Raw genomic sequence first — 25,032 nt, 5'->3', positions numbered from 1 at the left:
GCTAAAAATGGCGAAATTTGCATTTGTTTTTCCTGGTCAGGGCTCACAGAACGTAGGCATGTTAGCAGAGCTAGCAGCAGTGTATCCACAACTGAAAAAGACCTTCTGCGAAGCTTCTGAGGTGCTGGGATATGATTTATGGCAACTAGTTAGCAACGGACCAGCTGAAGAGCTGAACAAAAGCTGGCAAACGCAGCCCGTGCTGCTGGCTGCGTCAGTGGCAATCTATCGAGTGTGGCAGCAACAAGGTGGTAAACAGCCATCCCTGATGGCTGGTCACAGCCTCGGAGAATATTCTGTTCTCGTCTGCGCAGGCGTGATGGCTTTCTCTGACGCTATTAAGTTGGTTGAACTACGTGGCAAATTAATGCAGGAAGCTGTGCCAGAGGGCATGGGAGCAATGCAGGTTATTATAGGTCTTAACGCTCTCGCGATCTACAAAGTTTGCGAAGAAAGTGCACAGGGACAAGTTGTTTCTCCGGCTAATTTTAATTCCCCAAAACAAATAGTCATCTCAGGAAATAAAGAGGCAGTCGAGCGCGCTCGCGTGGCTTGTGAAGCAGCAGGTGCAAAACGCACTCTTCTGCTACCAGTCAGTGTACCTTCACACTGTGCACTAATGAAGCCAGCAGCAACTAAACTAAAGATTGCGCTGGAGAAAATTACTTTCAACGCACCCTTGATTCCAGTGATCAATAATGTTGACGTAAAATGCGAAAGCGAAGTAGCGAAGATCCGTTACGCGTTAGTACGTCAGCTCTATAATCCAGTTCGCTGGACTGAAATCGTAGAGTTTATGGCATCCCAGGGCGTTACTCATATCCTAGAGATGGGACCAGGAAAAGTGCTTACGGGCTTGACTAAACGCATTATGTGCAACTTAACTGCTGCAGCAGTTAATGATCCGACGTCTCTTTCTGCAGCACTTAAACAGGAATAAAAAGAAAATCATGAGGTTTAAAGGTAAAGTTGCTCTGGTAACTGGTGCAAGCCGTGGTATCGGTCGTCGTATCCTGGAAACGCTGGTAAGAGAGGGTGGTAAGGTTATCGGAACCGCCACAAGTAAAAGCGGTGCAGAATCAATTAGCGCCTATTTTAACGATAACTGTAAAGGTTTGCAACTAAATGTGAGCGAACCTACATCGATCGATCGCATGCTAGAGAAGGTTCACACAGAATTTGGCGAAGTAGATATTTTGGTCAATAATGCAGGCATTACTCGTGACAATTTGTTGATGCGTATGAAAGAAGACGAATGGACGGATATTTTAGATACCAACCTGACTTCCGTTTTTCGCCTCTGTAAGGCGGTTATGCGTGACATGATAAAGAAACGTGTAGGACGTATCATTACTGTTGGGTCCGTTGTTGGAGCTATAGGCAATGCAGGCCAAGCAAACTATGCAGCAGCCAAGGCAGGTTTAGTTGGCTTTAGTAAATCATTAGCACGTGAAGTCGCGTCACGTGGCATTACCGTAAACGTCGTGGCTCCTGGCTTTATTGAGACGGACATGACGCATTCACTTAGTAAAGAGCAGCATTCTAGTATTTTAACTCAGGTTCCGATAGGTCGTTTAGGCAATGCACAGGAAATCGCCGATGCTGTTGCATTTTTAGCTTCGGAGGAAGCAGCATACATTACCGGTGAGACGCTACACGTCAATGGCGGCATGTATATGGCCTGATAATTAAGAAATCATTTGCATTACATGCGATAAAAATCGCAAAATGCCATAAAATCGTGGTTCGAACAGCCGGGATTCTATTGCATCTTTTCAGCATTTTACACACTACGAAAACCATCGCGAAAGCGATTTTTGATAGGAAATTAAATAGTATGAGCAATATCGAACAACGCGTTAAGAAAATCATTGCTGAGCAGCTGGGTGTGAAAGAGGACGAAGTAACTAACTCTGCATCTTTCGTTGAAGACCTGGGTGCTGATTCTCTTGACACCGTTGAGCTGGTAATGGCTCTGGAAGAAGAGTTTGATACTGAAATTCCAGATGAGGAAGCTGAGAAAATCACTACCGTTCAGGCGGCAATCGACTACATCAATAGCCATCAAGGCTAAGGCTAAGGCTCATGAATACCTTCAGGCGGTCGCTCGACCGCCTGATTTTTATATATGTTATATAAAGTTTTACTTTCCCTCCAAGGAGGGAAAGCGGAGGAAGAACGTGTCTAAGCGTCGTGTAGTGGTGACAGGTCTTGGCATGTTGTCTCCTGTCGGCAAAACTGTAAAATCTACTTGGAGTGCGCTCCTTGCCGGTCAGAGTGGCATTAACCAGATCGACCATTTTGATACAAATGCCTACGCAACCCGGTTTGCTGGCACCATAAGAAATTTTAATTGTGATGCAATCATTTCACGCAAAGATCAGCGCAAGATGGATCACTTTATCCAATACGGCATCATTGCCGGCATACAAGCTGTGCAGGATTCAGGTTTAGTTGTGACCGAAGGGAACGCTAGTCGGATCGGCGCCGCAATCGGTTCCGGTATCGGTGGAATAGGCCTGATTGAAGAAAATCATTCATTATTAGTTAAGGGAGGACCGCGCAAAATTAGTCCTTTTTTTGTGCCTTCAACTATCGTGAATATGGTTGCGGGGCACCTAACTATTACATACGGCCTGAAAGGCCCTAGTATTTCTATAGCAACAGCCTGCACGTCAGGAGTGCACAATATAGGCCACGCAGCACGCATTATCGCCTACAATGATGCTGATGTAATGCTAGCAGGTGGCGCTGAAAAAGCTAGTACACCTTTAGGAGTCGGTGGCTTTGGTGCAGCTCGCGCGCTCTCAAGCCGAAATGATAATCCACAGGCAGCGAGCCGTCCGTGGGATAAAGATCGTGACGGATTCGTGTTAGGAGATGGCGCAGGTATTATCGTTCTAGAAGAATATGAGCATGCAAAAAAACGAAGTGCTAAAATTTACTCTGAAATTGTCGGATTCGGTATGAGCAGTGATGCATATCATATGACAGCGACGCCGGAAAATGGCTCAGGCGCTGCCTTGGCCATGCAAAACGCTTTGCGTGACGCGCAACTTTCGCCAGATCAGATAGGCTACGTTAATGCACACGGTACGTCGACGCCAGCTGGTGATAAAGCGGAAGCCCAAGCAATGAAATCCGTTTTCGGCAAGGCTATTCAAACCCTGATGGTTAGCTCGACCAAGTCCATGACAGGCCATCTATTAGGGGCGGCAGGAGCAGTAGAATCTATCTACTCGATTTTAGCGCTATGTGACCAAGCCGTACCACCGACTATCAACTTAGATAATCCAGACGAAGGCTGCGATCTCGATTTCGTTCCTCATACAGCACGTCAGGTTAGTGGACTGAAGTACACTCTGTGTAACTCTTTTGGCTTCGGCGGTACTAACGGTTCGCTAATCTTCCGTAAAGTATTATGATTCACGTGTAGCCAAAAATGACCTTATTTACATTCATTGCTTTCTATCTTAAGAGATTGAAAATAGATTCTCACACAGAGCAATACTATTGCAACGTCTTTTCCCCACGAGAGAAACCTACTTGTATAACTGGATAAATGGGAAAAAGCAACCCACACTGGCCATTAGCGATCGTTCTGTACAGTTCGGTGACGGATGCTTTACCACGGCGGCAGTACGTAATGGACGTATTCAGTTACTAGAGGCGCATTTACGACGTCTGCGTTGGAGCTGTGAAAGACTGATAATGCTAAATGTAGATTGGGCGCGATTGGAAAGAGAAATGATTAAGGCCGCGCAATCGCATACGCAGGCGGTCCTAAAGGTTATTATTAGCGCTGGGTCAGGTGGACGTGGTTACAGCCGCACAGGTATAAGTAAAACAACACGCATTGTTTCTATTTCATCTTGGCCATACTATTATCAGACGCTTCAAATACAGGGCATAAAGTTATGTACAAGTCCAGTTCGATTGGCACAAAATCCTTTACTAGCAGGTATTAAGCACCTAAATCGTCTGGAACAGGTGTTAATCCGTGCACATCTCGACCAGAGAGACGGCGAAGAGGCACTGGTCCTTGATACCGCAGGTAATATTGTGGAATGCTGTACGGCTAATTTATTTTGGCGAAAGGGTAGTAGAGTTTTTACACCTGATCTGACACAGGCTGGTGTCGAGGGGATAATGCGGTACTATCTAATGGAGCAGATGTCAACCGCAGGGCAAATTTGTCAGGTAGTCTGCTGTGGATTGTCACAGCTATTCGAGGCCGACGAAGTAGTCATCTGCAATTCTTTGATGCCAGTATTGCCAGTGCGACAGTTGGACGATAGGCTGTTCAAGGAACGCTCTCTTTACAACATGCTACGGGAAAGCTGTCATTTTATGAAAATGAAGTGACTTTGATAAAAAATTGTACGGTCACCACAGTGATTTGAGTTTTTGTCGCTGCCTCGAGCTATTAGTAGATTCAGTGTCTTGCGAAGGCCCTTTAACCATTGACAAGATAATTATTGATATCTTACCCAGTAGGTACTAGAAGTACAGTACTGGGAACACAACTTAAACTAATACTTGAGCTTGCCTAGTTTACAAATACCTACCTTGATAGACAAAAGGATGGTGGTGCGCGCGATACTTAAATTACTCTTAAGAGGTGAAAAGGGAAAATTTTTACTGTAGTTACGCTTAAAAATGGTCAGCGTAACACGCTATTACAGATACTGAACATCGATTACTCGTGTTTATCGAAGGCAATTTCTATACTGATATGTATCTTTTATACTTTTCATACTATTTATATCATTCCTTTGCAGCGCGATTACAACACTATGCTATTAACTCTTTACAGTTAGGTCGGATACTGTACCAAGTAAGGATTTCCTAGAAGTAGGAACGTATCTAGAAAAAAGATTTCCTTTTATTATTTTTTGCGATGGTAGTAAAGTTGGTGATGTTTTTACTAAAAATCTCATCATTCATCACTGAATTATGTAGGATTATTTACAGCAATTAAAGGGAAAAAGATGAGATGAAAAGTAAGTTTATCGTCATTGAAGGCCTAGAAGGAGCGGGAAAGACTACCGCACGCGAGAAGATTGTCACCACTCTGTACGAGAAAGGTATTCAAGATATCGTCTGCACACGCGAGCCAGGAGGTACACCACTAGCGGAGCAGCTGCGCATATTAGTGACACAGAGTATTGAAGAAGAAGAGATTACTGAGACAGCGGAGCTACTAATGCTTTACGCCGCACGCGTACAATTGGTTAACACAATAATTAAACCAGCACTAGCACGTGGCACTTGGGTAATATGCGATAGGCACGATCTTTCTTCGCAGGCCTATCAGGGAGGTGGACGTGGAATGGACAGTTCACTAATGCGTACCGTGCGTAATGCAGTCTTAGGAGATTTCCGTCCTGATCTTACATTCTATCTCGATGTTACGCCTGAGGTTGGTCTGAATCGCGCACGCGCGCGCTGCGAGCTGGATCGTATTGAGCAGGAGTCGCTGCATTTCTTTGAACGCACTCGTACACGTTATATGGAATTAGCGGCAACAGACTACAGTATCCTGATTATTGATGCAATGCAGCCGCTCGATACCGTGACGGAGAAAATCAAAACAACACTGATGTGTTGGTTGGAACAACAGTCATGAAATGGTACCCGTGGTTGAATCAGTTATACCAATACATTATAAACCAACATCAAGTAGGTCGGGCGCATCATGCGCTATTAGTCAAAACAATTAACGGAATAGGCGACGATGCACTCGTATGGGGAGTTAGTCGCTGGCTTATGTGTCAAAAGCCAGACGGGCTCAAGACCTGCAGATCCTGTCATGGCTGCCGGCTAATGCAGGCACAAACACATCCCGACTGGTATTGTTTAGAAGCAGAAAAGGGGAAAAGTACTCTGGGAATTGACATGGTACGGCAAGTTATCGAACAGCTTTACGATTTCGCACAGCAAGGAGGAGCGAAGGTAGTCTGGTTTCCCTATGCCTCTCAGCTAAGCGAGTCAGCAGCGAATACGTTGTTAAAAACCTTGGAAGAGCCGCCGACTAACAGCTGGTTCTTTTTAAGTAGCCTTCAACCTTCGCGATTACCTGCTACACTTCGTAGCCGCTGTATGGCAATTGCTCTCATACCGCCTGATGAACTACAAAGCTTACAGTGGTTAAGCCAGCAGGCGCCTTGTGATAAGGAAGTGCTGCAAACTGCCCTACGTCTTAACACAGGCTCACCGCCCGCCGCTCTGCAGCTGCTAGAACCTGTGCGGTGGCAATTGCGCCAGGCGCTATGCAACGTGCTGCACGACGCGTTGCAGGAAGATATTCTAAAAATGTTGCCAGTGCTACTAATAAATGATACGGAAGATGTCGCTGAACGTATCAGCTGGCTACTAGCGCTTCTAGTTGATGCAATAAAATGGCAACAGTGCACAACGTGCTGGATGATCAATCCTGACCGTCATGATGTAGTAGCGTTACTGGCGAATTTTTTTTCCTCTCGTGCGCTGCATGAGAGTACGCATGAGTGGATGCAGTGCCGTGAAAATCTGCTCCACGTAGGAGCTATTAACTGCGAACTGTTATTAACTGATCAACTTCTGAGGTGGGCTAACAGACGCAATACCAGTATTGTATTTTAACGTTAGGAAGGGATAATTATGTTTCTTGTGGATTCGCATTGCCATATCGATGCCTTAAATTATCAGAAAAATAATCTTGATCTAGATGCAGTCATCGATCAAGCCATTGCTTGTGACGTAAAATTTATGCTGGCGATCGCAACTACTATTCCAGGGTTTCATGCATTAAAGGCTCTGGTAGGCGACCGTAACAATATCGCACTCTCGGTGGGTGTACATCCGTTAAATCAAGAAGAGCCTTACGATTTTAAGGAATTTCGTCGTTTAGCTACCGATTCACGTGTCGTAGCACTGGGAGAAACTGGCATTGATTATCACTATCAGCAGGAAACTAAAGCGCAACAGCAAGCCTCGTTCCGTGAGCATATACGCACCGGTATTGCACTTAATAAACCGGTTATCATTCATACTCGCAACGCACGTGAGGATACTCTGTCTATTTTACGTGAAGAACAGGTTGAAATCTGCGGCGGTGTTTTGCACTGTTTTACGGAAGATAAGAGAACGGCAGCGAAGCTGCTTGATATGGGCTTATATGTTTCTTTTTCCGGCATTATAACTTTTAATAATGCTGAGCAGCTGCGCGAAGCTGTTCGTTATGTTCCTCTAGATCGTATCTTGGTGGAAACTGATTCTCCCTATTTAGCTCCAGTGCCTTACCGCGGTAAAGAAAACCAACCGGCCTATACTCGTGATATTGCGGAATACCTCGCTGTCTTAAAATGCGTCGATATTGAAACCTTAGCTGCTGCTACCACGCAAAATTTCTCGACACTTTTTCATATTCCAGAGAGTCGTCTGGGCGTATGAAGTTTTATCTCACACTCTTCAATAATAAATTGCAGTTGATAAGTGCTCATGTTTTTCTACAATAAAGATATTTTAATGTAAGTCCTGCTTATTTATTTTACCTTAAGTGACAATTATAATTTATCCGCTAGTAACTATTTTACAAGTTTTACTTAACAAAGTTAGGGTAGTGTTCAACACTGCACTTGTATATTAGGAGTTTCAGTTTATGTGCAGGCACACTTTTGCGAATCTGCAAAAGATCGGTAAATCACTTATGCTGCCAGTATCAGTTCTGCCCGTTGTCGGCATTTTATTAGGGGTTGGTTCGGGAAACTATAGCTGGCAACCAGCTATAGTTTCCCGTGTTATGACAGAGACCGGCAGCTTTATATTTACCAATATGCCCCTACTCTTCGCGATCGGTGTGGCGATTGGTTTCACTAATAATGATGGTGTTTTTGCATTAGCATCTGTAGTAGCTTATGGCTTTATTGTAAAGACCATGTCAGTGGTTGCCCCACTAGTATTGGGCATGAATGTTTCAAGCACAGGAATCATCGATACCAGACATTTGTCAGATACTGGTAGTGTTGGGCGGTATTATAGCCGGTGCAATTGCGGCCTATATGTTCAATCGCTTTTATCGTATTCAGCTTTCAGAATACTTAGGCTTTTTTGCTGGTAAACGCTTCGTGCCTATTATACCTGGACTAACGGCTATTTTTTTTGGAGTCATACTCTCCTTTATCTGGCCAGCAATTAGTTCTGCTATCCACAATTTCTCACAGTGGGCTGCCTATCAAAACTCGGTTGTCGCCTTCGGCATTTACGGCATTGTTGAGCGTGCACTATTGCCTTTTGGTTTGCACCATATCTGGAACGTGCCTTTTCAAATGCAAATTGGTGAATACACTAATGCAGCTGGCCAGACTTTTCACGGTGATGTTCCGCGCTATTTAGCGGGTGATCCTACTGCAGGTAAACTATCAGGCGGTTTTCTATTTAAGATGTATGGTCTACCATCCGCAGCAATCGCTATTTGGCATTCTGCAAAATCCGCAAACCGTACCAAGGTGGGCGGCATCATGGTTTCTGCTGCACTGACTGCCTTCTTAACAGACAGGAATCGCTGAACCAATTGAGTTCTCGTTTATGTTTGTTGCCCCGATCCTCTATGTAATCCATGCTCTTCTAGCGGGTTTAGCATTCTCTATCTGTATCCTGCTTGGCATGCGTGATGGTACCAGTTTTTCGCATGGTCTCACTGATTTTATTTTACTAAGCGGCAATAGCAGCAGAATTTGGCTTTTCCCAATTGTCGGGATTCTTTACGGTCTAGTTTATTATACTATCTTTCGAGTACTGATTACTAAGTTACAATTGAAAACACCAGGTCGTGATGATGAAGGGACTACTACCACTGAATTTCTTTCTTCAGAAAACAGCATAAGCAGTCGCGAAATAGCAGGTAAACTTATTGCAGCATTTGGAGGAAAAGAGAATATCACTTACTTGGACTCCTGTATTACACGTTTACGCATCAGTGTGGTGGATATCAGAAAAGTAGATAAGACTGAGTTAAAAAGTCTTGGTGCACGCGGTATTGTAGTAGCAGGTTCTGGCATTCAAGCTATTTTCGGTACTAAATCTGACAACTTGAAAACCAATATGGATGACTACATACACAGCGGTATGTGACTAGTATAAAGAAAATCTCCCTAGGGAGATTTTGGTGTGTTTAAAAAATACGATAAATATTCAGTTCGGAATGTTACAATAGAAAGTTCTAGTGTAGGGTAAAACTATCGGAGTTATATGGAATATACAGTTGGTGGTCAAAAACGCAAAAAAACTTCGTGCTCCTAATTGAGAAGACAAGTTATTATTCGATAAGGTGGTTAATCGAAAAAAATGGTACTATGTTGAAAGGAAAAAAATCCTCTCACATAGGACTCGAATATTAAGCACACTCAAGGAATTGTGTCATGGTGGAAGAAACTATTTTCAGTAAAATCATTCGTCGAGAGATATCTGCTGACGTGGTATACCAGGATGAACTAGTGACAGCTTTTCGAGATATCTCTCCAAAAGCACCGACCCATGTTTTAATTGTTCTTAATGTATTAGTTCCTACCGTCAACGATTTATTACCTATCCATGAAGAGTCTATGGGACATTTATTTACCGTGGCCTTGAAAATAGCACGTTCTGAAGGTATTGCCGAAGACGGATATCGCTTGATCATAAACTGTAACCGTCACGGTGGACAGGAAGTGAATCATATTCATATGCATCTGTTGGGCGGACGGCCGCTAGGACCCATGCTAGCCTACTAATTTTCACACATCACCAAATAATGATTGATACTTCGAAGTATTTAAAAATGAAATTGTCGATGCTTTACTTATCGGTCTAATGAAAAAAAGACTGAAGTTACCCTGCAAAAACGGGTACTGGGGCTGCTGGTGTAGTTTCCTTCTTAGCGGGGAAACCTTAACCTCAAAGCTAGTTAGATTAGTTTCTACTTTTATATTTGAGAACTATCGCGTGTTTCATGAATTACCTCGTTCTGTAGCGTTACTACTGATGACGCTTATTCTTCTCACTGGCTGCGTTACTAAACAGCAGCAGAGACCAGCGCATGTTGAACTAATACGACCCACTGAAGCAACGCAGCCACCACTGCCTATTCCGAAACCACAAATAGTGCCGCAGCTGCCGAAGTTCAAGACTATTAACTGGGATGTCAGCGTACAACCTTTAGTGTCGCAAATGTTACATTCGGTAAATAGTTCTTCAAACAGCTTGCTGATGGTTGATTGCATTAAAAATAGCACTAACGGCACTTTACAAAAAGAAAAAGCTACTAATGCAATCCAGAATGCACTGGTCAATAACGGAAAGTTTACTCTAGTAACCAACGACCAGCTAGCACAAACCAGGCAAATGTTAGGACTATCTACAAATGACAGTTTTCACTCCCGTAGTAAGGCAATTGGCTTAGCTCGTACTTTAAAAGCACAGTACGTACTTTATAGCACCGTACAGGGCGATGCGAAAACACCGACGCTGCAGATGCAATTGATGTCAGTAAAAACTGGAGAAATTATTTGGTCGAGTCAAGGTGTCGTCACTCTGAATTAACACTTCTCTGAATAAGAGAAGCGGAGGAGTGAAAAAACTAGCTAGTTTCTTTCTAATTAACCACCTACGGAACTAGCCATAAATTACTAAACACAGACAAAAACAAGAGTGTCATTCTAAATGAATCTACAAAAGAAGATACTACTGGTTATCACCGATAGAAGATTATTTACAATAAAAAGCGTATCATGGGATGCGCTTTTTATATTAATATCCAGGCGCACAGTTAATTATATAGCTTGTGCGGTAAGGAGGCTCGCTTGCTAAGAAGCGAATAGGGCATTTTTTTCTAGCGTGTCCTATATAATTTTCTGGCAGAAAATTACTGCTTCTTTTCTTTCTTAGCCAATATTTATTAGGCTAGCATTTCCACCCGCAGCAGTAGTATTAATGCTTAAAGTACGTTCAATTAACAGACGTTCCAATAGCAAATGGGTTTCACCGCGGGTAAAACCTTGCACAGAAATAATCGCACCATCGCGAGCAGCAATTTGCTTACACAGTATACGCAATTGATCGGTATCACCATGGTAAATGACGGCGTCAAAGTGTGACGAAAGCATATTTTTTGACAAATGAATACGTGCCTGTACTATACGCGGCAGCATATTACGCATCTTACGATGCAACTCATCGTCTGGCCATAGTGCCTGGCTGCCGACGCTAGTTACTGCTGCTAACTGCACCAGAATATCCTGCTCATTATCAGCTATACAGAGTATACGTTCGCGTGGTAGTAAAGAGAAAGTATTGCGCTCGCCGGTTGGACCAGTCAATAGAAGAACACTACCCACGAGTTCTAATGCAGAGTAGCGCTGGCAGAGAGCCGAAAATTCAGGGTTATCTTTTTTGGCCCAGGTACTTAATGCAATATGGGGCTCTAGCTGCGATTCGCACAGCACACTGTCCGTATGGCGTTCAGCATCATGATGCTTAAAGATAAGCCCTAGTGCATCTTCTGGACGACTGGATAACAGGCGATAGAGGTAGAGCGGACCGCCCGCTTTTGGTCCGGTGCCGGATAATCCTTCCCCGCCAAACGGTTGTACTCCGACCACCGCTCCCACCATATTGCGGTTGACGTACATATTGCCTACTTTAGCCTTTCCTATTACCTTCGCAAGAGTTTCATTTATACGAGTATGCACGCCCAGTGTCAGACCGTAACCAGTGGCATTAATTTGTTCGATCAGTTGCGGTAGCGCGTCACGCGCATAGCGTACTACATGTAGTACCGGACCGAAAATCTCTTTTTCTAAGTCTCTAATTCGTTCAAGTTCAATCAAAGTTGGTTTGATAAATGTACCGTTCTGCCACCCTATCCTATCCTTCAAGTTCTCCTGTACTGCTTGATAGACCACATTGCCTTTATTTAGCATAGCTTGAATATGAAATTTAATATTGGATTTTGCTTCGGCATCAATTACCGGACCAATATCAGTAGATAAATGTTCTGGATTACCCATACGGTATTCTGCAATCGCTCCTCGCAACATTTTCAGAATGTGATCTGCTACATCTTCTTGCAGGCAGAGCAGACGTAGTGCTGAGCAACGTTGTCCAGCACTGTCAAACGCTGAAGCAAGAATATCGACCACTGCTTGTTCTGTCAGTGCGGATGAGTCGATAATCATCGCATTTAATCCGCCGGTTTCAGCGATAAGTGGTATCGGACAACCCTGCGGATTAAGACGACCGGCTAGAGTACGATGCAGCAACGTAGCTACTGTGGTAGAGCCGGTAAACATTACACCACGTACGCGCGGATCGCACGTTAATTGCATTCCAACGGTTTCTCCCTTACCTGGTAGTAACTGCAGCACACCAGAAGGTATTCCTGCATCTAGCAGTATCTGTACTGCCTGTGCAGCTATCAAGGGAGTTTGTTCGGCAGGTTTAGCTAGTACGCTATTGCCCACTGCCAGCGCAGCTGCAATCTGCCCGGTGAAAATCGCTAGTGGGAAGTTCCATGGGCTGATGCAGACCACTGGTCCTAGAGGACGATGGGTTGCATTATCAAAATTATTACGAACTATACTGGCGTAGTAGCGTAAAAAATCTACTGCTTCACGCACTTCTGCGATGGAATTATTGTAGGTTTTGCCTGCTTCTCTCACTAGAATAGCGATGAGCTGATTCATCGAAGCTTCCATATGCTGCGCCGCGCGATCGAGAATCTCAGCACGCTCGGTCGGAGGAATCGCAAACCAGATCGAACCAGCATTCACTGCGGCGTCTAGCGCTAGTGAAATTTCCGCTTCACTTGCTTCGCGTACTTGGCCAACAATATCGCTTAGAACGGCAGGGTTGATAACAGACGATGTCTCACCATAGCTTATTAGTTCGCTATCAATAATAGGCTGCGCCAGCCAGGATTGTGTGGCGCTGTTCAGTAGAGAACTGGAAAGCTTAGCTAAATTGTGTTCATTGGCCATATTGATTCCAATAGAGTTCCTACGGACCGTACCGTAAAGATCGCGGGGTAAAGGAATTTTCGGATGCGGCAGACCAATGATGCCTTCACTAGCACTTAGCTTTTCAACAGCTGAGACTGGATCAGCCACTATATCATCTATTGGTAAAGAGGTATCCGCGAGTTGATTAACAAAAGAAGTATTAGCGCCATTTTCCAGCAGGCGACGTACCAGGTAGGCGAGTAGTGTTTCATGTGTACCAACTGGGGCATATATTCGGCATGGGCGGTTCAGTTTGCCATCCTCGACCTTACCTACTATTTGCTGATAGAGTGGCTCACCCATACCATGTAGGCATTGGAACTCATACTGGCCTAGATAGTAGTTGTTACCTGCCATTTGGTATATTGTCGCTAAGGTATGGGCGTTGTGGGTGGCGAACTGTGGGTAGATTAGGTTTGGTACTGACAGTAATTTTCGGGCGCAAGCTAAGTAAGAAATATCGGTGTAGACCTTGCGGGTATATACTGGATAGTTCTCAAGGCCTTGTTCCTGAGCGCGTTTGATTTCGCTGTCCCAGTAAGCCCCTTTTACTAGACGAATCATCAAGCGTCGGTGACAACGTTGTGCTAAATCGATCAGCCAGTCGATTACGAACGGACAGCGTTTCATATAGGCCTGGATCACGAAGCCGATGCCGTTCCACCCCTCCAGTTCCGGCTCAAAGCAGAGCTTCTCCAGCAGATCGAGTGACAGCTCTAATCGGTCAGCCTCTTCGGCGTCAATATTAATACCAATATCATAAGAACGTGCTTGCAACGTTAGAGATTTTAGAAGTGGATAAAGTTCCTCCATTACGCGTTCATATTGAGAACGGCTATAGCGCGGATGTAATGCAGAAAGTTTGATCGAGATGCCAGGGCCTTCATAGATACCGCGGCCTTTGGAGGCTTTTCCGATAGCGTGGATCGCCTGCTGGTAGGATACTAAGTAAGCTTTAGCATCGCTGGCAGTCATCGCTGCTTCACCAAGCATATCGTAAGAATATCGAAAACCTTTTGCTTCCAACTTTCTTGCATTCGCCAATGCTTCGGCAATGTTTTCTCCAGTAACAAACTGCTCTCCCATAAGACGTATTGCTACATCAAAACCTTTACGAATAAAAGGCTTACAAAAATTATCAATGATTAGGTTAAGAGAGTGCGATAGGTTAGTTTTATCGTTTGATATAAAACGCCGAGTAAAGAACAATCCATAAGTAGCAGCGTTAACAAATGGGGAAGAGCTACGCCCAAGATGTGATTGCCAATTTCCATTACTTATTTTGTCACGAATTATGGCATCGCGAGTGTCTTTATCTGGAATACGGAGAAGCGCTTCTGCCAGACACATTAGAGCCACCCCCTCTTCCGAAGATAATGGGAACTCCTGTAGTAGACTTTGCACTATTCCAGCGCGCCCAGTCGCCCATTTTTTTTGCCTTAGCTTATCGACAAGATTATATGCTAGCTCGTACGTTTTTTCTGCCTGACTTCTAGACAGCCTTGCCTGTTCTAGCAAAATAGGTATAGCGTCAGTTTCAGGATGACACCAAGCAGAGGTAATAGTGGCTCTTAACATTGACTGCGGCAGAATGTTTTCGGCAAAATCAAAAAAAGGCCGATATGTTTCTTCTGTTGGTTTCTCTTCTATCTCGATCAGTGCGCATGTTGTTATAGGACTCTCCGGCCATATTTCTCCTTTTTCCAATTGGACGAGATAATGAAAAATTGCTTGTTTAATGAGCCAATGCGGGGTGCGGTCAATCTTTTGCGCCGCCAGTCTAATACGTTCGCGGGTAGTTTCATCTAATTTCATATCAATGGTAGTAGTCATGCCCATGACATCTTCACTCCTTTTTTTTGTATCTTATAATACGTATGTGGGCAGCACTATCACTGATGTTGTAATATTGTGCAACAGTGTTAAGTGTGACCTGTGTTGCAGCCTTTTTAATGATTAATTTGTTAGCGTCAAAAAAAAGATAGTCAGGAACTTGTTGTAAGAATCTTGTCAAAATTACGCAGGTGCAACTATTGAAATGTGAGCTCGTGCAACCTGTCAACAAAATACATCAACAAAAGGTAGAGCCACCGTGATGCCTGTGTTAGATACCATTGTGCGTGTTGCGCCTTTCCGGCAAGATACCGCGCCTAGGGGTAAGTGCGTGAACGTGGATAAAGTATATTACATATACATATTCACGCGATGCTCCAGCGTGCGGTTTCTCTTGGAGAAACAACTGTAAAGTGGGAGAGACAAATGAGTACAACCACACCAACTACACCAATGATAGTAACTTTTTTAATTTATATAATTGGGATGGTGCTAATAGGTTTTGTAGCTTACCGTTCTACTAAGAATTTTGATGATTATATTTTAGGAGGCCGCAGTCTAGGCAGTGTAGTAACCGCACTATCAGCGGGCGCATCAGATATGAGCGGTTGGCTTCTGATGGGACTACCCGGTGCGATTTTTCTTTCAGGTATTTCTGAAAGCTGGATTGCCATCGGTTTAACTATCGGCGCTTGGCTAAACTGGAAAATCGTAGCGGGACGTTTACGAGTACAGACCGAGCACCATGATAATGCCTTAACTTTACCTGATTTTTTTACTAGCCGCTTCGAAGACACAAGCAAAGTTTTGCGCGTGATCTCTGCGTTAGTAATCTTGATCTTCTTCACCATTTATTGTGCATCAGGCATAGTAGCAGGTGGGCGTCTATTTGAAAGTACGTTCGGTATGAGCTATGAAACAGCACTTTGGGCTGGTGCGGCAGCGACTATCCTTTATACTTTGGTGGGCGGTTTTTTGGCGGTGAGCTGGACTGATACTGTGCAAGCAAGTCTGATGATCTTCGCATTAATCTTAACGCCAATCATCGTGATTGTTGCGGTAGGTGGATTAGACGATTCGTTATCGGTCATTGAGGCAAAAAATATTGAAGACCTCAGTATGCTTAAAGGACTAAATTTCGTTGCTATTATTTCTTTTCTTGGCTGGGGACTCGGATATTTCGGGCAACCACATATTTTAACACGCTTTATGGCAGCAGACTCTCACCGTTCAATCCGCACCGCTCGTCGTATTAGTATGGCATGGATGGTACTCTGTTTGTCAGGTGCAGTAGCCGTTGGTTTCTTTGGGATCGCTTACTTTCAGAACCATCCTGAGCAAGCAGCTGGAGTCAGCGGTAACAGCGAGCGTGTCTTTATTGAACTGGCACGTATTTTGTTCAATCCGTGGATTGCGGGGATTTTACTTTCGGCTATTTTAGCAGCAGTAATGTCAACATTGAGTTGCCAGCTGTTAGTCTGCTCTAGCGCACTAACTGAGGATCTCTACAAAGGTTTGCTACGCAAAAATGCTAGTCAGAAAGAACTTGTGTGGTTCGGTCGTGCCATGGTACTGCTAGTGGCACTAATTTCCATTGCTCTTGCTTCTAATCCGAATAACCGCGTGCTGGGACTAGTAAGCTATGCTTGGGCCGGTTTTGGGGCAGCTTTTGGACCAGTGGTTCTCTTAGGTGTCTGTTGGAAGCGTATGACGAGAAACGGCGCTCTGGCAGGTATTATTGTCGGTTCAGTAACCGTTCTGATTTGGAAACAGTACCACTGGCTGGATCTTTATGAGATCATTCCTGGCTTCGTTTTTGCCAGTATCGCGATTGTAGTATTTAGCCTACTAAGTCGTGCGCCATCAGCTGCTATGCAACAGCGTTTTGCCGCAGCTGAAGCGGAATACCTTACTAAATAATTGCTAAATGGAGTAATGTATGCTTGCTTCTTTACGTTAGTAGTAGATTTTTTTGATGTCTTCAACAAAATAATTTCGAAAGATTACTTGTTTTTTTAATGGCGATAATGCTAATCGGTAGCATTCGCATTTTATGTAGCTTTGTCTGCGGTTAACTCTGCTTAACATTCATGAGGTTGGTAATGTTTGTTCCTTTTCTTATCATGCTACGTGAAGGCCTTGAAGCGGCACTGATTGTGAGTTTAATCAGTAGTTATTTAAAACGCACGGGACGTAAGCAATGGTTCCCTGCACTATGGACGGGCGTTTTTATCGCTACCACAATTTGTGTAGCACTTGGAGTTTTTATTAATCAGACTACCGGAGAGTTTCCGCAAAAAGAACAAGAGTTGTTTGAAGGTATCGTAGCCGTTGTAGCTGTCGCCATTCTTACCTCGATGGTATTCTGGATGCGCCAGGCAGCTCGTAACATGCGTGCGCAGCTTGAAGAGGCAGTTGATCAGGCACTGAACCAAAGTAGATGCGGAGGTTTAGCTCTGGTGCTGATGGTGTTTCTTGCTGTGGCGAGAGAAGGGCTGGAGTCGATTTTTTTTCTACTGGCAACTTTTACTCAGGATGTCGGTTACGCTCCAGCGATAGGAGCGCTCCTCGGTCTAGCTACTGCGATAGTGCTTGGTATTCTGCTTTATTTAGGTGGCATACGGCTTAATATGGCAAATTTCTTTTATTGGAGCGGTTTATTTATTCTTTTTGTCGCCGCCGGATTGGCAGCAGGCGCCGTGCGCGCTTTTCATGAAGCAGGTATCTGGAACCACTTTCAGACTGTTGTGTTTGATATGAGTAATGTGCTATCTACTCATTCGCTATTGGGGACCTTGCTTCAGGGAGTGCTAGGCTATCAGGAATCACCAAGCATCAGTGAAGTAACAGTATATTTTTTCTATCTTATTCCAACACTACTTCTGTTTTTACTACCTACGCGTTCGCAGCGCCAACTTTCTCTCTAATAGGGGATATGGAATATCTATGATGACTTGCTTTCGCTGCAAAACGTTGCTAGCTTCACTGCTAGCTTTGTTATCTGGTCATGCTGACTCAACCGATATTCCTCAGGTCTATGTCAGTGTAACTAATACTCAATGCGAACCGATTCAGTTAACGGTTAAGGAAGGTAAAACCCAGTTTCTAATTAAAAATAATAGCGATAAAGCAGTGGAGTGGGAAATTCTCAAAGGTGTAATGGTAGTGGAAGAACGTGAGAATATTGCACCTGGCTTCATTCAAAAGCTAACTGCTAACCTTGAAGCTGGGGAGTATGAGATGACCTGTGGTCTACTGAGCAATATCAAGGGTAAAATTATCGTGCAGAACAGCGAAACCTCTTCAAAGACAAAGAACAGTCAACCTGATGTAATGGCGCTAATAGGTCCTATTACTGAATATAAAACTTACGTCACCTATGAAGTAGCACAACTCGTGGCGGGAACAGAAGCCTTTACTCGTGCAGTAAAAGCGGGTGATCTCAACAAAGCCCGTGCTCTCTATGCGCCGACACGCCAGCACTATGAACGCATTGAACCTATTGCTGAGCTTTTTTCTGATCTTGATAGTAACATTGATGCGCGTGAAGATGATTTTGAGCACAAAGAGAAAGATCCGAAATTTACTGGCTTTCATCGCTTGGAGAAAGCTCTATTTAGCAACAATAGCACTAAAGGTATGGAGGGCTATGCTAACCAGTTAAATCTAGACGTACGGGATCTGCAGTCTCGTATCAGTGAATTAGCGTTCCCGCCAGTAAAAGTGGTCGGTGGTGCAGCAGCGCTGATTGAGGAAATCGCTGCCAAGAAAATCTCAGGAGAAGAGGATCGCTATAGCCATACTGATTTATGGGATTTTCAAGCAAACTTCGACGGTGCGCAAAAAATTGTCAATCTACTGCGTCCGCAGATACAGCAGGCAAATCCGCAACTTCTATCAAAAATAGACAGTAATTTTAAGAAGATTAACGCCATAATTAAAAAATATTGCTTTAAAGATGGATATGCTTCTTATGAAAAATTAACTCGCGTCGACCGTAATGCGCTTAAAGGCCCCATTACTGCGCTTGCGGAAGATCTTTCTTTACTACGTGCTACATTAGGTCTTGATTAGTATGAGTCATCGACAGGATGAAATACAGTCCGCGCGGCGGCGCCTTTTAAAGGGTTTAGGAATGCTTGGCAGTGCGACTGCCTTAAGTGGTGGTTGTCCGTTTCATGTATCGGCAGAAACTACTCCCACTGATCCCATGGGATCAGTGGTTTCGGCGGTTGAGGCTCGGCAGCAGGTGCAGCCCTTTTATGGACAGCATCAAGCAGGCATTATCACGCCGCAGCAGGCATCAATGATGCTAGTCGCTTTTGATGTGCTGGCCAGTGATAAAGCTGATTTGGTACGGTTATTTCAGGTATTAACCAACCGGATTTCTTTTTTAACTCATGGAGGCTTAGCACCACCTGTTGTTAATCTACAGCTACCACCGATGGATTCTGGCATCTTAGGGGGGTTTATTGCACCGGACAACCTCACGATTACGGTATCGGTAGGAGCAACGTTATTCGACCATCGCTTTGGCCTAGAGGATGTACGGCCAAAAAAACTTCAAACTATGACGCGTTTCCCGAATGATTCGCTTGATGCCTCTCAGTGCCATGGAGATTTGCTGCTGCAAATCTGTGCAAATACTCAAGATACAGTTATCCATGCAGTGCGAGATATTATTAAGCATACGCCCGATCTGCTTGGTGTACGCTGGCGACGCGAAGGTTTCATTGCTGACTCTCCTTCCCGTAATGGAAGTAAAGAAACACCGATTAACCTACTCGGGTTTAAAGACGGTACTGCGAATCCTGATACTCAGAATAACCTGTTGATGGACAAGCTATTATGGGTTACATCTAATCAAGATGAGCCAGCTTGGGCTCATAACGGATGTTATCAGGTAGCACGCATTATTCGTTTTTACGTCGAAATGTGGGACCGTACTCCACTCGGCGAGCAGCAAACTATTTTTGGCCGTGAAAAACTAAGTGGTGCACCGTTAGGTATGAATCACGAGAAAGATATTCCCAACTACGCGCAGGATCCAGACGGCAAGATTATCGCTCTCGATGCACATATTCGTCTTGCTAATCCTCGTACTAGTGAGACGGAGAGTAGCTTGATACTACGGCGGGGCTATAGCTATTCGGAGGGTGTTACCGCATCAGGACAACTTGATATGGGCCTTCTCTTTGTGTGTTATCAGCATGATATAGAAAAAGGCTTCATTACTGTGCAGAAACGATTAAACGGAGAAGATCTGGAGGAATATGTGCGTCCAATCGGTGGCGGTTACTTTTTTGTTTTACCAGGTGTTGTGAATGAGAAAAGTTATCTGGCACAGTCGATGTTAGAAGCTTAATTCCATCTGTATGTTCAATTAATGGTAGGGAGTAACGCTGTTTTTCCTCGTACCGAGAAAAAACAAGAAAGAATAATTGATATATCAACTTATAGTGTGAATTGGGCTGGTTTTTCACCAGCCTAATAATTAAATCCATGTTATGAAAAATAGTAGTAATCCTGAGATAATATCATATCTACAGAATCAATAAATCTTATTTAAAAATCCCCCGTACTACATATATATATTGAAAGAAACTCAGAATACCTAATAGCAAATTATTAAAAAAATAAATTCCTATCCAGTTGAAAGAGATTCTAGTTAAAAAATTTTTTGCTTCTTTTAGAAAGTTGAAAGGTTAGGCATTGTACTTTTATCTATTATACTCATGAAATAACATTCAAAAATGTAAATAGCGTTCTTGATATTAAATTTAGCTAAATAGCATACAACAAAATAGGTAATATTGGCGCTAGAATTAATTAATAGATAGTCAACTTATATCTAATGCTTTTTTAAAAAGAGCTAGTATCATAAAAAAAGTAATTTTTTAACTTGTATAAAAGACACTTTAATTGTTAATTAGCAGTTAATGAACTTGTTAGGTGCTATAATGAAGATAGTGTAAAGCAGTTGTAGAAAAGCAATGTACCCCCATCCAGCACTTATAATTTTGGTGAGGAAGGGATTCGAACCCCCGATACGTTCCCGTATACACGCTTTCCAGGCATGCTCCTTCAGCCACTCGGACACCTCACCATACACTATTTCCGAACTTGTTAGTTCAAAAGGACGTTACTATAAAGATTAGTAAGAAATGGATCAAGCAATATTTGATCTTTATTTAAAAAAATCGCGGTTGTAATTTCACATAAATGAAATTTATCATATAAACTCTTACTAAGAAGATATAAACAGTGGAAATATAATAAGTATACATTTTTATCGCTGACTTATTTATTAAAGCTATGCTATACAGCATATGATATCATCTAAATCACTAACTGCAGGAAGAAAGTGATGAGCTAAAAGAGTTAATAGTATTAAATATCCAATCAAAATTAAAGATGATTTTTTTAGGATCCATATTAACACGTGATGGTATGTATTTTTATAAGTTACCTTATTTGACATGATGGCACTGAATTAAGGTAGGCAAACTCCCTACTGTAAAACAAGTAAACGTTGCCTATTGATCAAGAATGCTTGAATATACTCTTCTGTTATGAGCAGTTTTTACTCAACTGGGTCATAAAGTCTTGCACCCACTCTATACGCAGTTTGCACTCAGGCAAATCTTTGGTAAAGCACAATCTCGTTGGACCATTAAGCTTCCACTGCTTAGGATCTTTTTGCAACAGGCTGATGAGCCAGGTAGGATCAATATTGTTTTTTGGCGTAAATTCAAAAAAGCCTCCTTTATCACTAACTTCGATCTTGCAAATACCAAGACTACGCGCTAATAGTCGAAGCATTGCACTATCTAGTAGATTGCGCACAGCATCTGGTAACAAGCCAAAGAAGTTGATCATCTCAACTTTAAGATCCCGCAACACTTCTGTGTTTTCAGCATTAGCAATACGCTTATAGAGAGATAGACGCGTATTAACGTCAGGAATAAAATCCTCTGGTAAAAGAGCAGGGATATGTAGTTCTAGTTCAGTCTGATTACTAATGAGGTCTTGTAATGACGGCTCACGTCCTACTTTAAGCGCCTCCACTGCATTTTTTAGTAATTGCATATAGAATGAGAAACCTAGCGTCTCTATCTGGCCACTCTGCTCTTCACCTAATAGCTTACCTGCGCCACGGCTATCCAGATCTTGTGCTGCTAGCGTAAAGCCCGCACCAAGATCTCCCAACGAGGCAATTGCTTCTAAACGCTTCTGCGCATCACTATTTATCGCTTTCCGATGTGGCGTCAGTAACCAAGCGTATGCCTGATGATCAGAGCGTCCAACCCGACCTCTTAATTGATGTAGTTGAGCTAGACCAAACTGGTCAGCACGCTCAATAATAATAGTATTGACAGTTGGAATATCAATACCAGTTTCAATAATAGTAGTACAAACTAGCACGTTAAAACGTTGATGATAAAAATCATTTATTACTCTTTCAAGGGTGCGCTCCCGCATCTGGCCGTGGCCGATGGCAATGCATGCCTCTGGCACGAGCTCCACCAACCTCCGTGCTGCTTTCTCGATATTCGATACATCATTGTAAAGGTAATAAACTTGGCCACCACGTGAAATTTCACGTAAAATAACTTCGCGTACAATTAAGGAGTTGTATTCACATACAAAGGTTTTTACTGCCAAACGACATACTGGTGGTGTGGCGATAATTGATAAATCACGCATGCCGCTCATCACCATTTTTAGAGTACGTGGAATCGGTGTTGCAGTCAGCGTTAAAATATCGATATCAGCACGTATTGCCTTAATGCGCTCTTTGTGTCGCACTCCAAAACGGTGTTCTTCATCAATAATCAGCAGACCTAAATCGTAAAATTTCATATCTTTTATTAGTAACTTATGAGTACCTATTAAGATATCAATTTTACCTTCACTAGCTTCTTGTAAAACTTGCGACTGTTCTTTAACACTACAGAATCTCGATAGCATTTTAATACGCACCGGCCAATTAGCAAAGCGATCTCGAAAATTATCGTAGTGCTGTTGTGCCAGTAATGTAGTCGGTACTAGCACAGCTACCTGCTTATGATTATTAACTGCTAGGAAAGCCGCACGCATCGCTACTTCGGTTTTGCCAAAACCTACGTCTCCGCACAACAGACGATCCATCGCCAATGGCTTACACATATCGTTCAACACCGCATCAATCGCCTGAGCCTGATCTGGAGTGGTCTTAAACGGGAACGTCTCACAAAAGAGCTGATACTGTTCGCGATCGTGCTTAAAAGCATAACCTGCTTTCGCAGTACGCTGGGCGTAAATATCCAGCAGTTCTACTGCAACGTCGCGCACTTTTTCAACCGCTTTCTGCCGCGTGCGCGACCAAGTATCGCTTCCCAGTTTGTGTAGTGGAGCATTTTCATCTGCACCACCATCGTAACGGCTAATGAGATGCAGAGAAGACACTGGTACATAAAGTTTAGCGTCATTAGCGTAAGAGAGCATCAGATACTCCGACTTGATACCTCCTACTTCCAGAGTACGAAGACCGATATAACGACCGACTCCGTGTTCTAAATGCACTACCGGTTGTCCTGGTATTAGCATATCCCAGTTGTGAATGAAAATATTGGAATTGATGGGATAGCTCTTATCTTGTTGAAAGTGAGAACTGACGTTTTTACCAAACTGGTCGTTCTCATCAATGGGAGCGCAATTGCGTAGGGTGTTAACCGAATTACACTTACTGGTGCTCATAGTCAGTGTAGGCAGCTCCTGAATGCTCTTATCAAAACAATGTACCTTTTGTTGACTTAGCTTAATCTCCTTCTTTATAAGCCGACGTATTGGATTGAAGCAGTAGTTCTCATAGCGTGTTTCGACATTCCACCAAAAATTTTCTATTCTCTTTTTGAGATTACCATGATTCATAATCACATTCTTTTGGGGAAAGAAGCCCAAGATCATCAGCAGACCTTGCTTAAAAAAGCGCCATTGATAGTATCCTACCTCGCTTGGCAGAGTGTCTTTGCTTATTTTTTTATAGATATATTCTATCTCATGGTGCACAGTAAACAGATCGCGCCATCGGATACGCAAGAGTCCAATTGCCTTTTTGTTGATTAAAAATTCATAATACGATAGTAAATTAATCACTGAAACTGCTTCTGATGTACGGTGTGTGTCAACGTTAAAAAGTCTCTGGATATCGTCAATCTTGTTATCGTAGAAGTTAACTCGATGGGATGTTTGACTGCTGATATAGAATAGATCAAACAACGTGCCCCACGTAATATATTTGCTGTATTTCATTAGTCTGTCTAAATGGCGGTAAACGGCCTGTACTATTAGAAGCAAGCCGTTACGCAATAATCTGTTCCCTTGCTTTGATTATCATTAGCACATCTGTGCGTATAATTATACGCACAGATGTGCTGTATCAAGTTGTGCATCAGTATAATTAGTATACTGTGCTACATTCGGCAGCTGACGGAGTGTCGCCAAGCTGGCCGAAATGATATCCGTACGTGGGTATAAGCTGTTATAAAGCCACATCTTCTAATCAGAGACCTTGCTGATTGGAAGTTCAGTGAACTGAACGAGTGCATACAGCAAACGCCATGTAGTTTTTATGTCTGGGATAATCATCATCAGACCAGAGTGATAATAGGTGATATTGGCACAATATAACACATACACCACATCGGTCAAATGACTAAGCGGGTAGCAATCACCAAGTTTTACTAGCATAGTAAAGAGAGTTTGTGCGGACAGGAGATTTACCCCTTAGTAATTACTTAATGCTATAGTTTTTCTTTAAGCAAGTTGCTTATGTTACTGATATATAGTTAGGTATAGTGCACATATGGAAGATTGATATTCGTTCAGATTAGGTGCAATAATAACATCTGTAGTTGCTTGATACATTCTTACTTCACTTAGTTACAAAGTGTTTTTATTTAAACAGTTCATAATCTTAATTGTGAAATCTGCAAATTAGTATCTTACAATACTATATTTAAGATAGTCGAATATGTTGTCTAAACCTAGATTTAAGGTACATAACTCTAAATATATTTAGTAATATAGCCTAAATACACGATCATCGATTAAGCATATAGCCGGATTATGGGGTTTCCTTCGCAAAAAAATTGATACAATTTGTACCCATAGAATTATGAGATTTTACAAACCTAAATGA

15 protein-coding genes, 1 tRNA gene and 2 pseudogenes are annotated in these 25,032 nt (G+C 43.0%); 15 read left to right on the top strand and 3 right to left on the bottom strand.

The features are described 5' to 3' along the window. The first annotated feature begins 7 nt into the window (after positions 1 to 7). From fabD to lpoB, 11 genes and pseudogenes are all read left to right on the top strand, one after another. Complete coding sequence (gene fabD, locus FD729_RS00445; RefSeq protein ID WP_159931339.1) at positions 8 to 940, top strand: ACP S-malonyltransferase; 933 nt, start codon at positions 8 to 10, stop codon at positions 938 to 940. A 10-nt stretch (positions 941 to 950) separates the two neighbouring features. Beyond that, complete coding sequence (fabG, locus tag FD729_RS00440; protein WP_159931338.1) at positions 951 to 1,685, top strand: 3-oxoacyl-ACP reductase FabG; 735 nt, start codon at positions 951 to 953, stop codon at positions 1,683 to 1,685. 152 nt (positions 1,686 to 1,837) lie between these two features. Then, the gene (gene acpP / locus FD729_RS00435; RefSeq protein ID WP_159931337.1) at positions 1,838 to 2,074 is read left to right on the top strand and encodes an acyl carrier protein; all 237 of its coding nucleotides are present in this window, start codon (positions 1,838 to 1,840) and stop codon (positions 2,072 to 2,074) included. 106 nt (positions 2,075 to 2,180) lie between these two features. Further along, complete coding sequence (gene fabF / locus FD729_RS00430; RefSeq protein ID WP_159931336.1) at positions 2,181 to 3,425, top strand: beta-ketoacyl-ACP synthase II; 1,245 nt, start codon at positions 2,181 to 2,183, stop codon at positions 3,423 to 3,425. Between the two features lie 121 nt (positions 3,426 to 3,546). Beyond that, entirely contained in the window at positions 3,547 to 4,365 is an 819-nt protein-coding gene (gene pabC, locus FD729_RS00425) for an aminodeoxychorismate lyase (protein WP_204162602.1), read from the top strand. Between the two features lie 631 nt (positions 4,366 to 4,996). Next, positions 4,997 to 5,629, top strand: a complete 633-nt coding sequence (gene tmk / locus FD729_RS00420) for a dTMP kinase (protein ID WP_159931335.1) — start codon at positions 4,997 to 4,999, stop codon at positions 5,627 to 5,629. Next, positions 5,626 to 6,624, top strand: coding sequence for a DNA polymerase III subunit delta' C-terminal domain-containing protein (locus FD729_RS00415; protein WP_159931334.1), 999 nt, complete (start codon positions 5,626 to 5,628; stop codon positions 6,622 to 6,624). Before tmk ends, FD729_RS00415 begins: the two co-directional genes overlap by 4 nt. 18 nt (positions 6,625 to 6,642) lie before the next feature. Continuing rightward, on the top strand, positions 6,643 to 7,434 hold the full coding sequence (locus tag FD729_RS00410; protein WP_159931333.1) for a metal-dependent hydrolase: 792 nt from the start codon (positions 6,643 to 6,645) through the stop codon (positions 7,432 to 7,434). Positions 7,435 to 7,642: 208 nt separating this feature from the next. Next, a pseudogene (ptsG, locus tag FD729_RS00405) lies at positions 7,643 to 9,114 on the top strand (PTS glucose transporter subunit IIBC). 287 nt (positions 9,115 to 9,401) lie between these two features. Then, the gene (gene hinT, locus FD729_RS00400; protein WP_159931332.1) at positions 9,402 to 9,752 is read left to right on the top strand and encodes a purine nucleoside phosphoramidase; all 351 of its coding nucleotides are present in this window, start codon (positions 9,402 to 9,404) and stop codon (positions 9,750 to 9,752) included. 250 nt (positions 9,753 to 10,002) lie between these two features. Further along, positions 10,003 to 10,560 (top strand): penicillin-binding protein activator LpoB, encoded by a 558-nt coding sequence (lpoB, locus tag FD729_RS00395; RefSeq protein ID WP_204162606.1) that lies wholly within the window; start codon positions 10,003 to 10,005, stop codon positions 10,558 to 10,560. A gap of 341 nt (positions 10,561 to 10,901) precedes the next feature. Here the strand turns inward: lpoB and putA are convergent, their stop codons facing one another. Then, a complete protein-coding gene (gene putA / locus FD729_RS00390; RefSeq protein ID WP_370461855.1) occupies positions 10,902 to 14,849 on the bottom strand; it encodes a trifunctional transcriptional regulator/proline dehydrogenase/L-glutamate gamma-semialdehyde dehydrogenase in 3,948 nt (1,315 codons plus the stop codon). Positions 14,850 to 15,275: 426 nt separating this feature from the next. On the opposite strand from putA, the gene putP reads away from it, so the two are divergent. The 4 genes from putP (at position 15,276) to efeB (ending at position 20,214) form a co-directional block, all read left to right on the top strand. Beyond that, positions 15,276 to 16,769, top strand: a complete 1,494-nt coding sequence (gene putP / locus FD729_RS00385) for a sodium/proline symporter PutP (RefSeq protein WP_159931329.1) — start codon at positions 15,276 to 15,278, stop codon at positions 16,767 to 16,769. A 182-nt stretch (positions 16,770 to 16,951) separates the two neighbouring features. After that, positions 16,952 to 17,776 carry an iron uptake transporter permease EfeU gene (gene efeU, locus FD729_RS00380; protein ID WP_159931328.1) on the top strand — a complete coding sequence of 275 codons (825 nt, stop codon included), beginning with the start codon at positions 16,952 to 16,954 and terminating at the stop codon, positions 17,774 to 17,776. Between the two features lie 19 nt (positions 17,777 to 17,795). Continuing rightward, complete coding sequence (gene efeO / locus FD729_RS00375) at positions 17,796 to 18,923, top strand: iron uptake system protein EfeO (RefSeq protein ID WP_159931327.1); 1,128 nt, start codon at positions 17,796 to 17,798, stop codon at positions 18,921 to 18,923. Between the two features lies 1 nt (position 18,924). Next, a complete protein-coding gene (gene efeB, locus FD729_RS00370; RefSeq protein WP_159931326.1) occupies positions 18,925 to 20,214 on the top strand; it encodes an iron uptake transporter deferrochelatase/peroxidase subunit in 1,290 nt (429 codons plus the stop codon). Positions 20,215 to 20,870: 656 nt separating this feature from the next. On the opposite strand, the gene FD729_RS00365 is transcribed toward efeB, so the two are convergent. Next, a tRNA-Ser gene (locus FD729_RS00365) sits at positions 20,871 to 20,955 on the bottom strand. A 464-nt stretch (positions 20,956 to 21,419) separates the two neighbouring features. Beyond that, positions 21,420 to 24,581: pseudogene (mfd, locus tag FD729_RS00360) on the bottom strand (transcription-repair coupling factor). Positions 24,582 to 25,032 lie beyond the last annotated feature (451 nt).

Origin of the sequence: Pantoea sp. Nvir (assembly GCF_009829915.1) — a bacterium.
GTDB lineage: Bacteria > Pseudomonadota > Gammaproteobacteria > Enterobacterales > Enterobacteriaceae > Pantoea.
This window is presented reverse-complemented; position numbering and strand designations above follow the sequence as displayed.

Coding starts and splice junctions, on each gene's coding strand:
- fabD (WP_159931339.1), top strand. CDS start 8: ATGGCGAAATTTGCATTTGTTTTTCCTGGTCAGGGCTCACAGAACGTA.
- fabG (WP_159931338.1), top strand. CDS start 951: ATGAGGTTTAAAGGTAAAGTTGCTCTGGTAACTGGTGCAAGCCGTGGT.
- acpP (WP_159931337.1), top strand. CDS start 1,838: ATGAGCAATATCGAACAACGCGTTAAGAAAATCATTGCTGAGCAGCTG.
- tmk (WP_159931335.1), top strand. CDS start 4,997: ATGAAAAGTAAGTTTATCGTCATTGAAGGCCTAGAAGGAGCGGGAAAG.
- FD729_RS00415 (WP_159931334.1), top strand. CDS start 5,626: ATGAAATGGTACCCGTGGTTGAATCAGTTATACCAATACATTATAAAC.
- FD729_RS00410 (WP_159931333.1), top strand. CDS start 6,643: ATGTTTCTTGTGGATTCGCATTGCCATATCGATGCCTTAAATTATCAG.
- hinT (WP_159931332.1), top strand. CDS start 9,402: ATGGTGGAAGAAACTATTTTCAGTAAAATCATTCGTCGAGAGATATCT.
- lpoB (WP_204162606.1), top strand. CDS start 10,003: ATGACGCTTATTCTTCTCACTGGCTGCGTTACTAAACAGCAGCAGAGA.
- putA (WP_370461855.1), bottom strand. CDS start 14,849: ATGACTACTACCATTGATATGAAATTAGATGAAACTACCCGCGAACGT.
- putP (WP_159931329.1), top strand. CDS start 15,276: ATGAGTACAACCACACCAACTACACCAATGATAGTAACTTTTTTAATT.
- efeU (WP_159931328.1), top strand. CDS start 16,952: ATGTTTGTTCCTTTTCTTATCATGCTACGTGAAGGCCTTGAAGCGGCA.
- efeO (WP_159931327.1), top strand. CDS start 17,796: ATGATGACTTGCTTTCGCTGCAAAACGTTGCTAGCTTCACTGCTAGCT.
- efeB (WP_159931326.1), top strand. CDS start 18,925: ATGAGTCATCGACAGGATGAAATACAGTCCGCGCGGCGGCGCCTTTTA.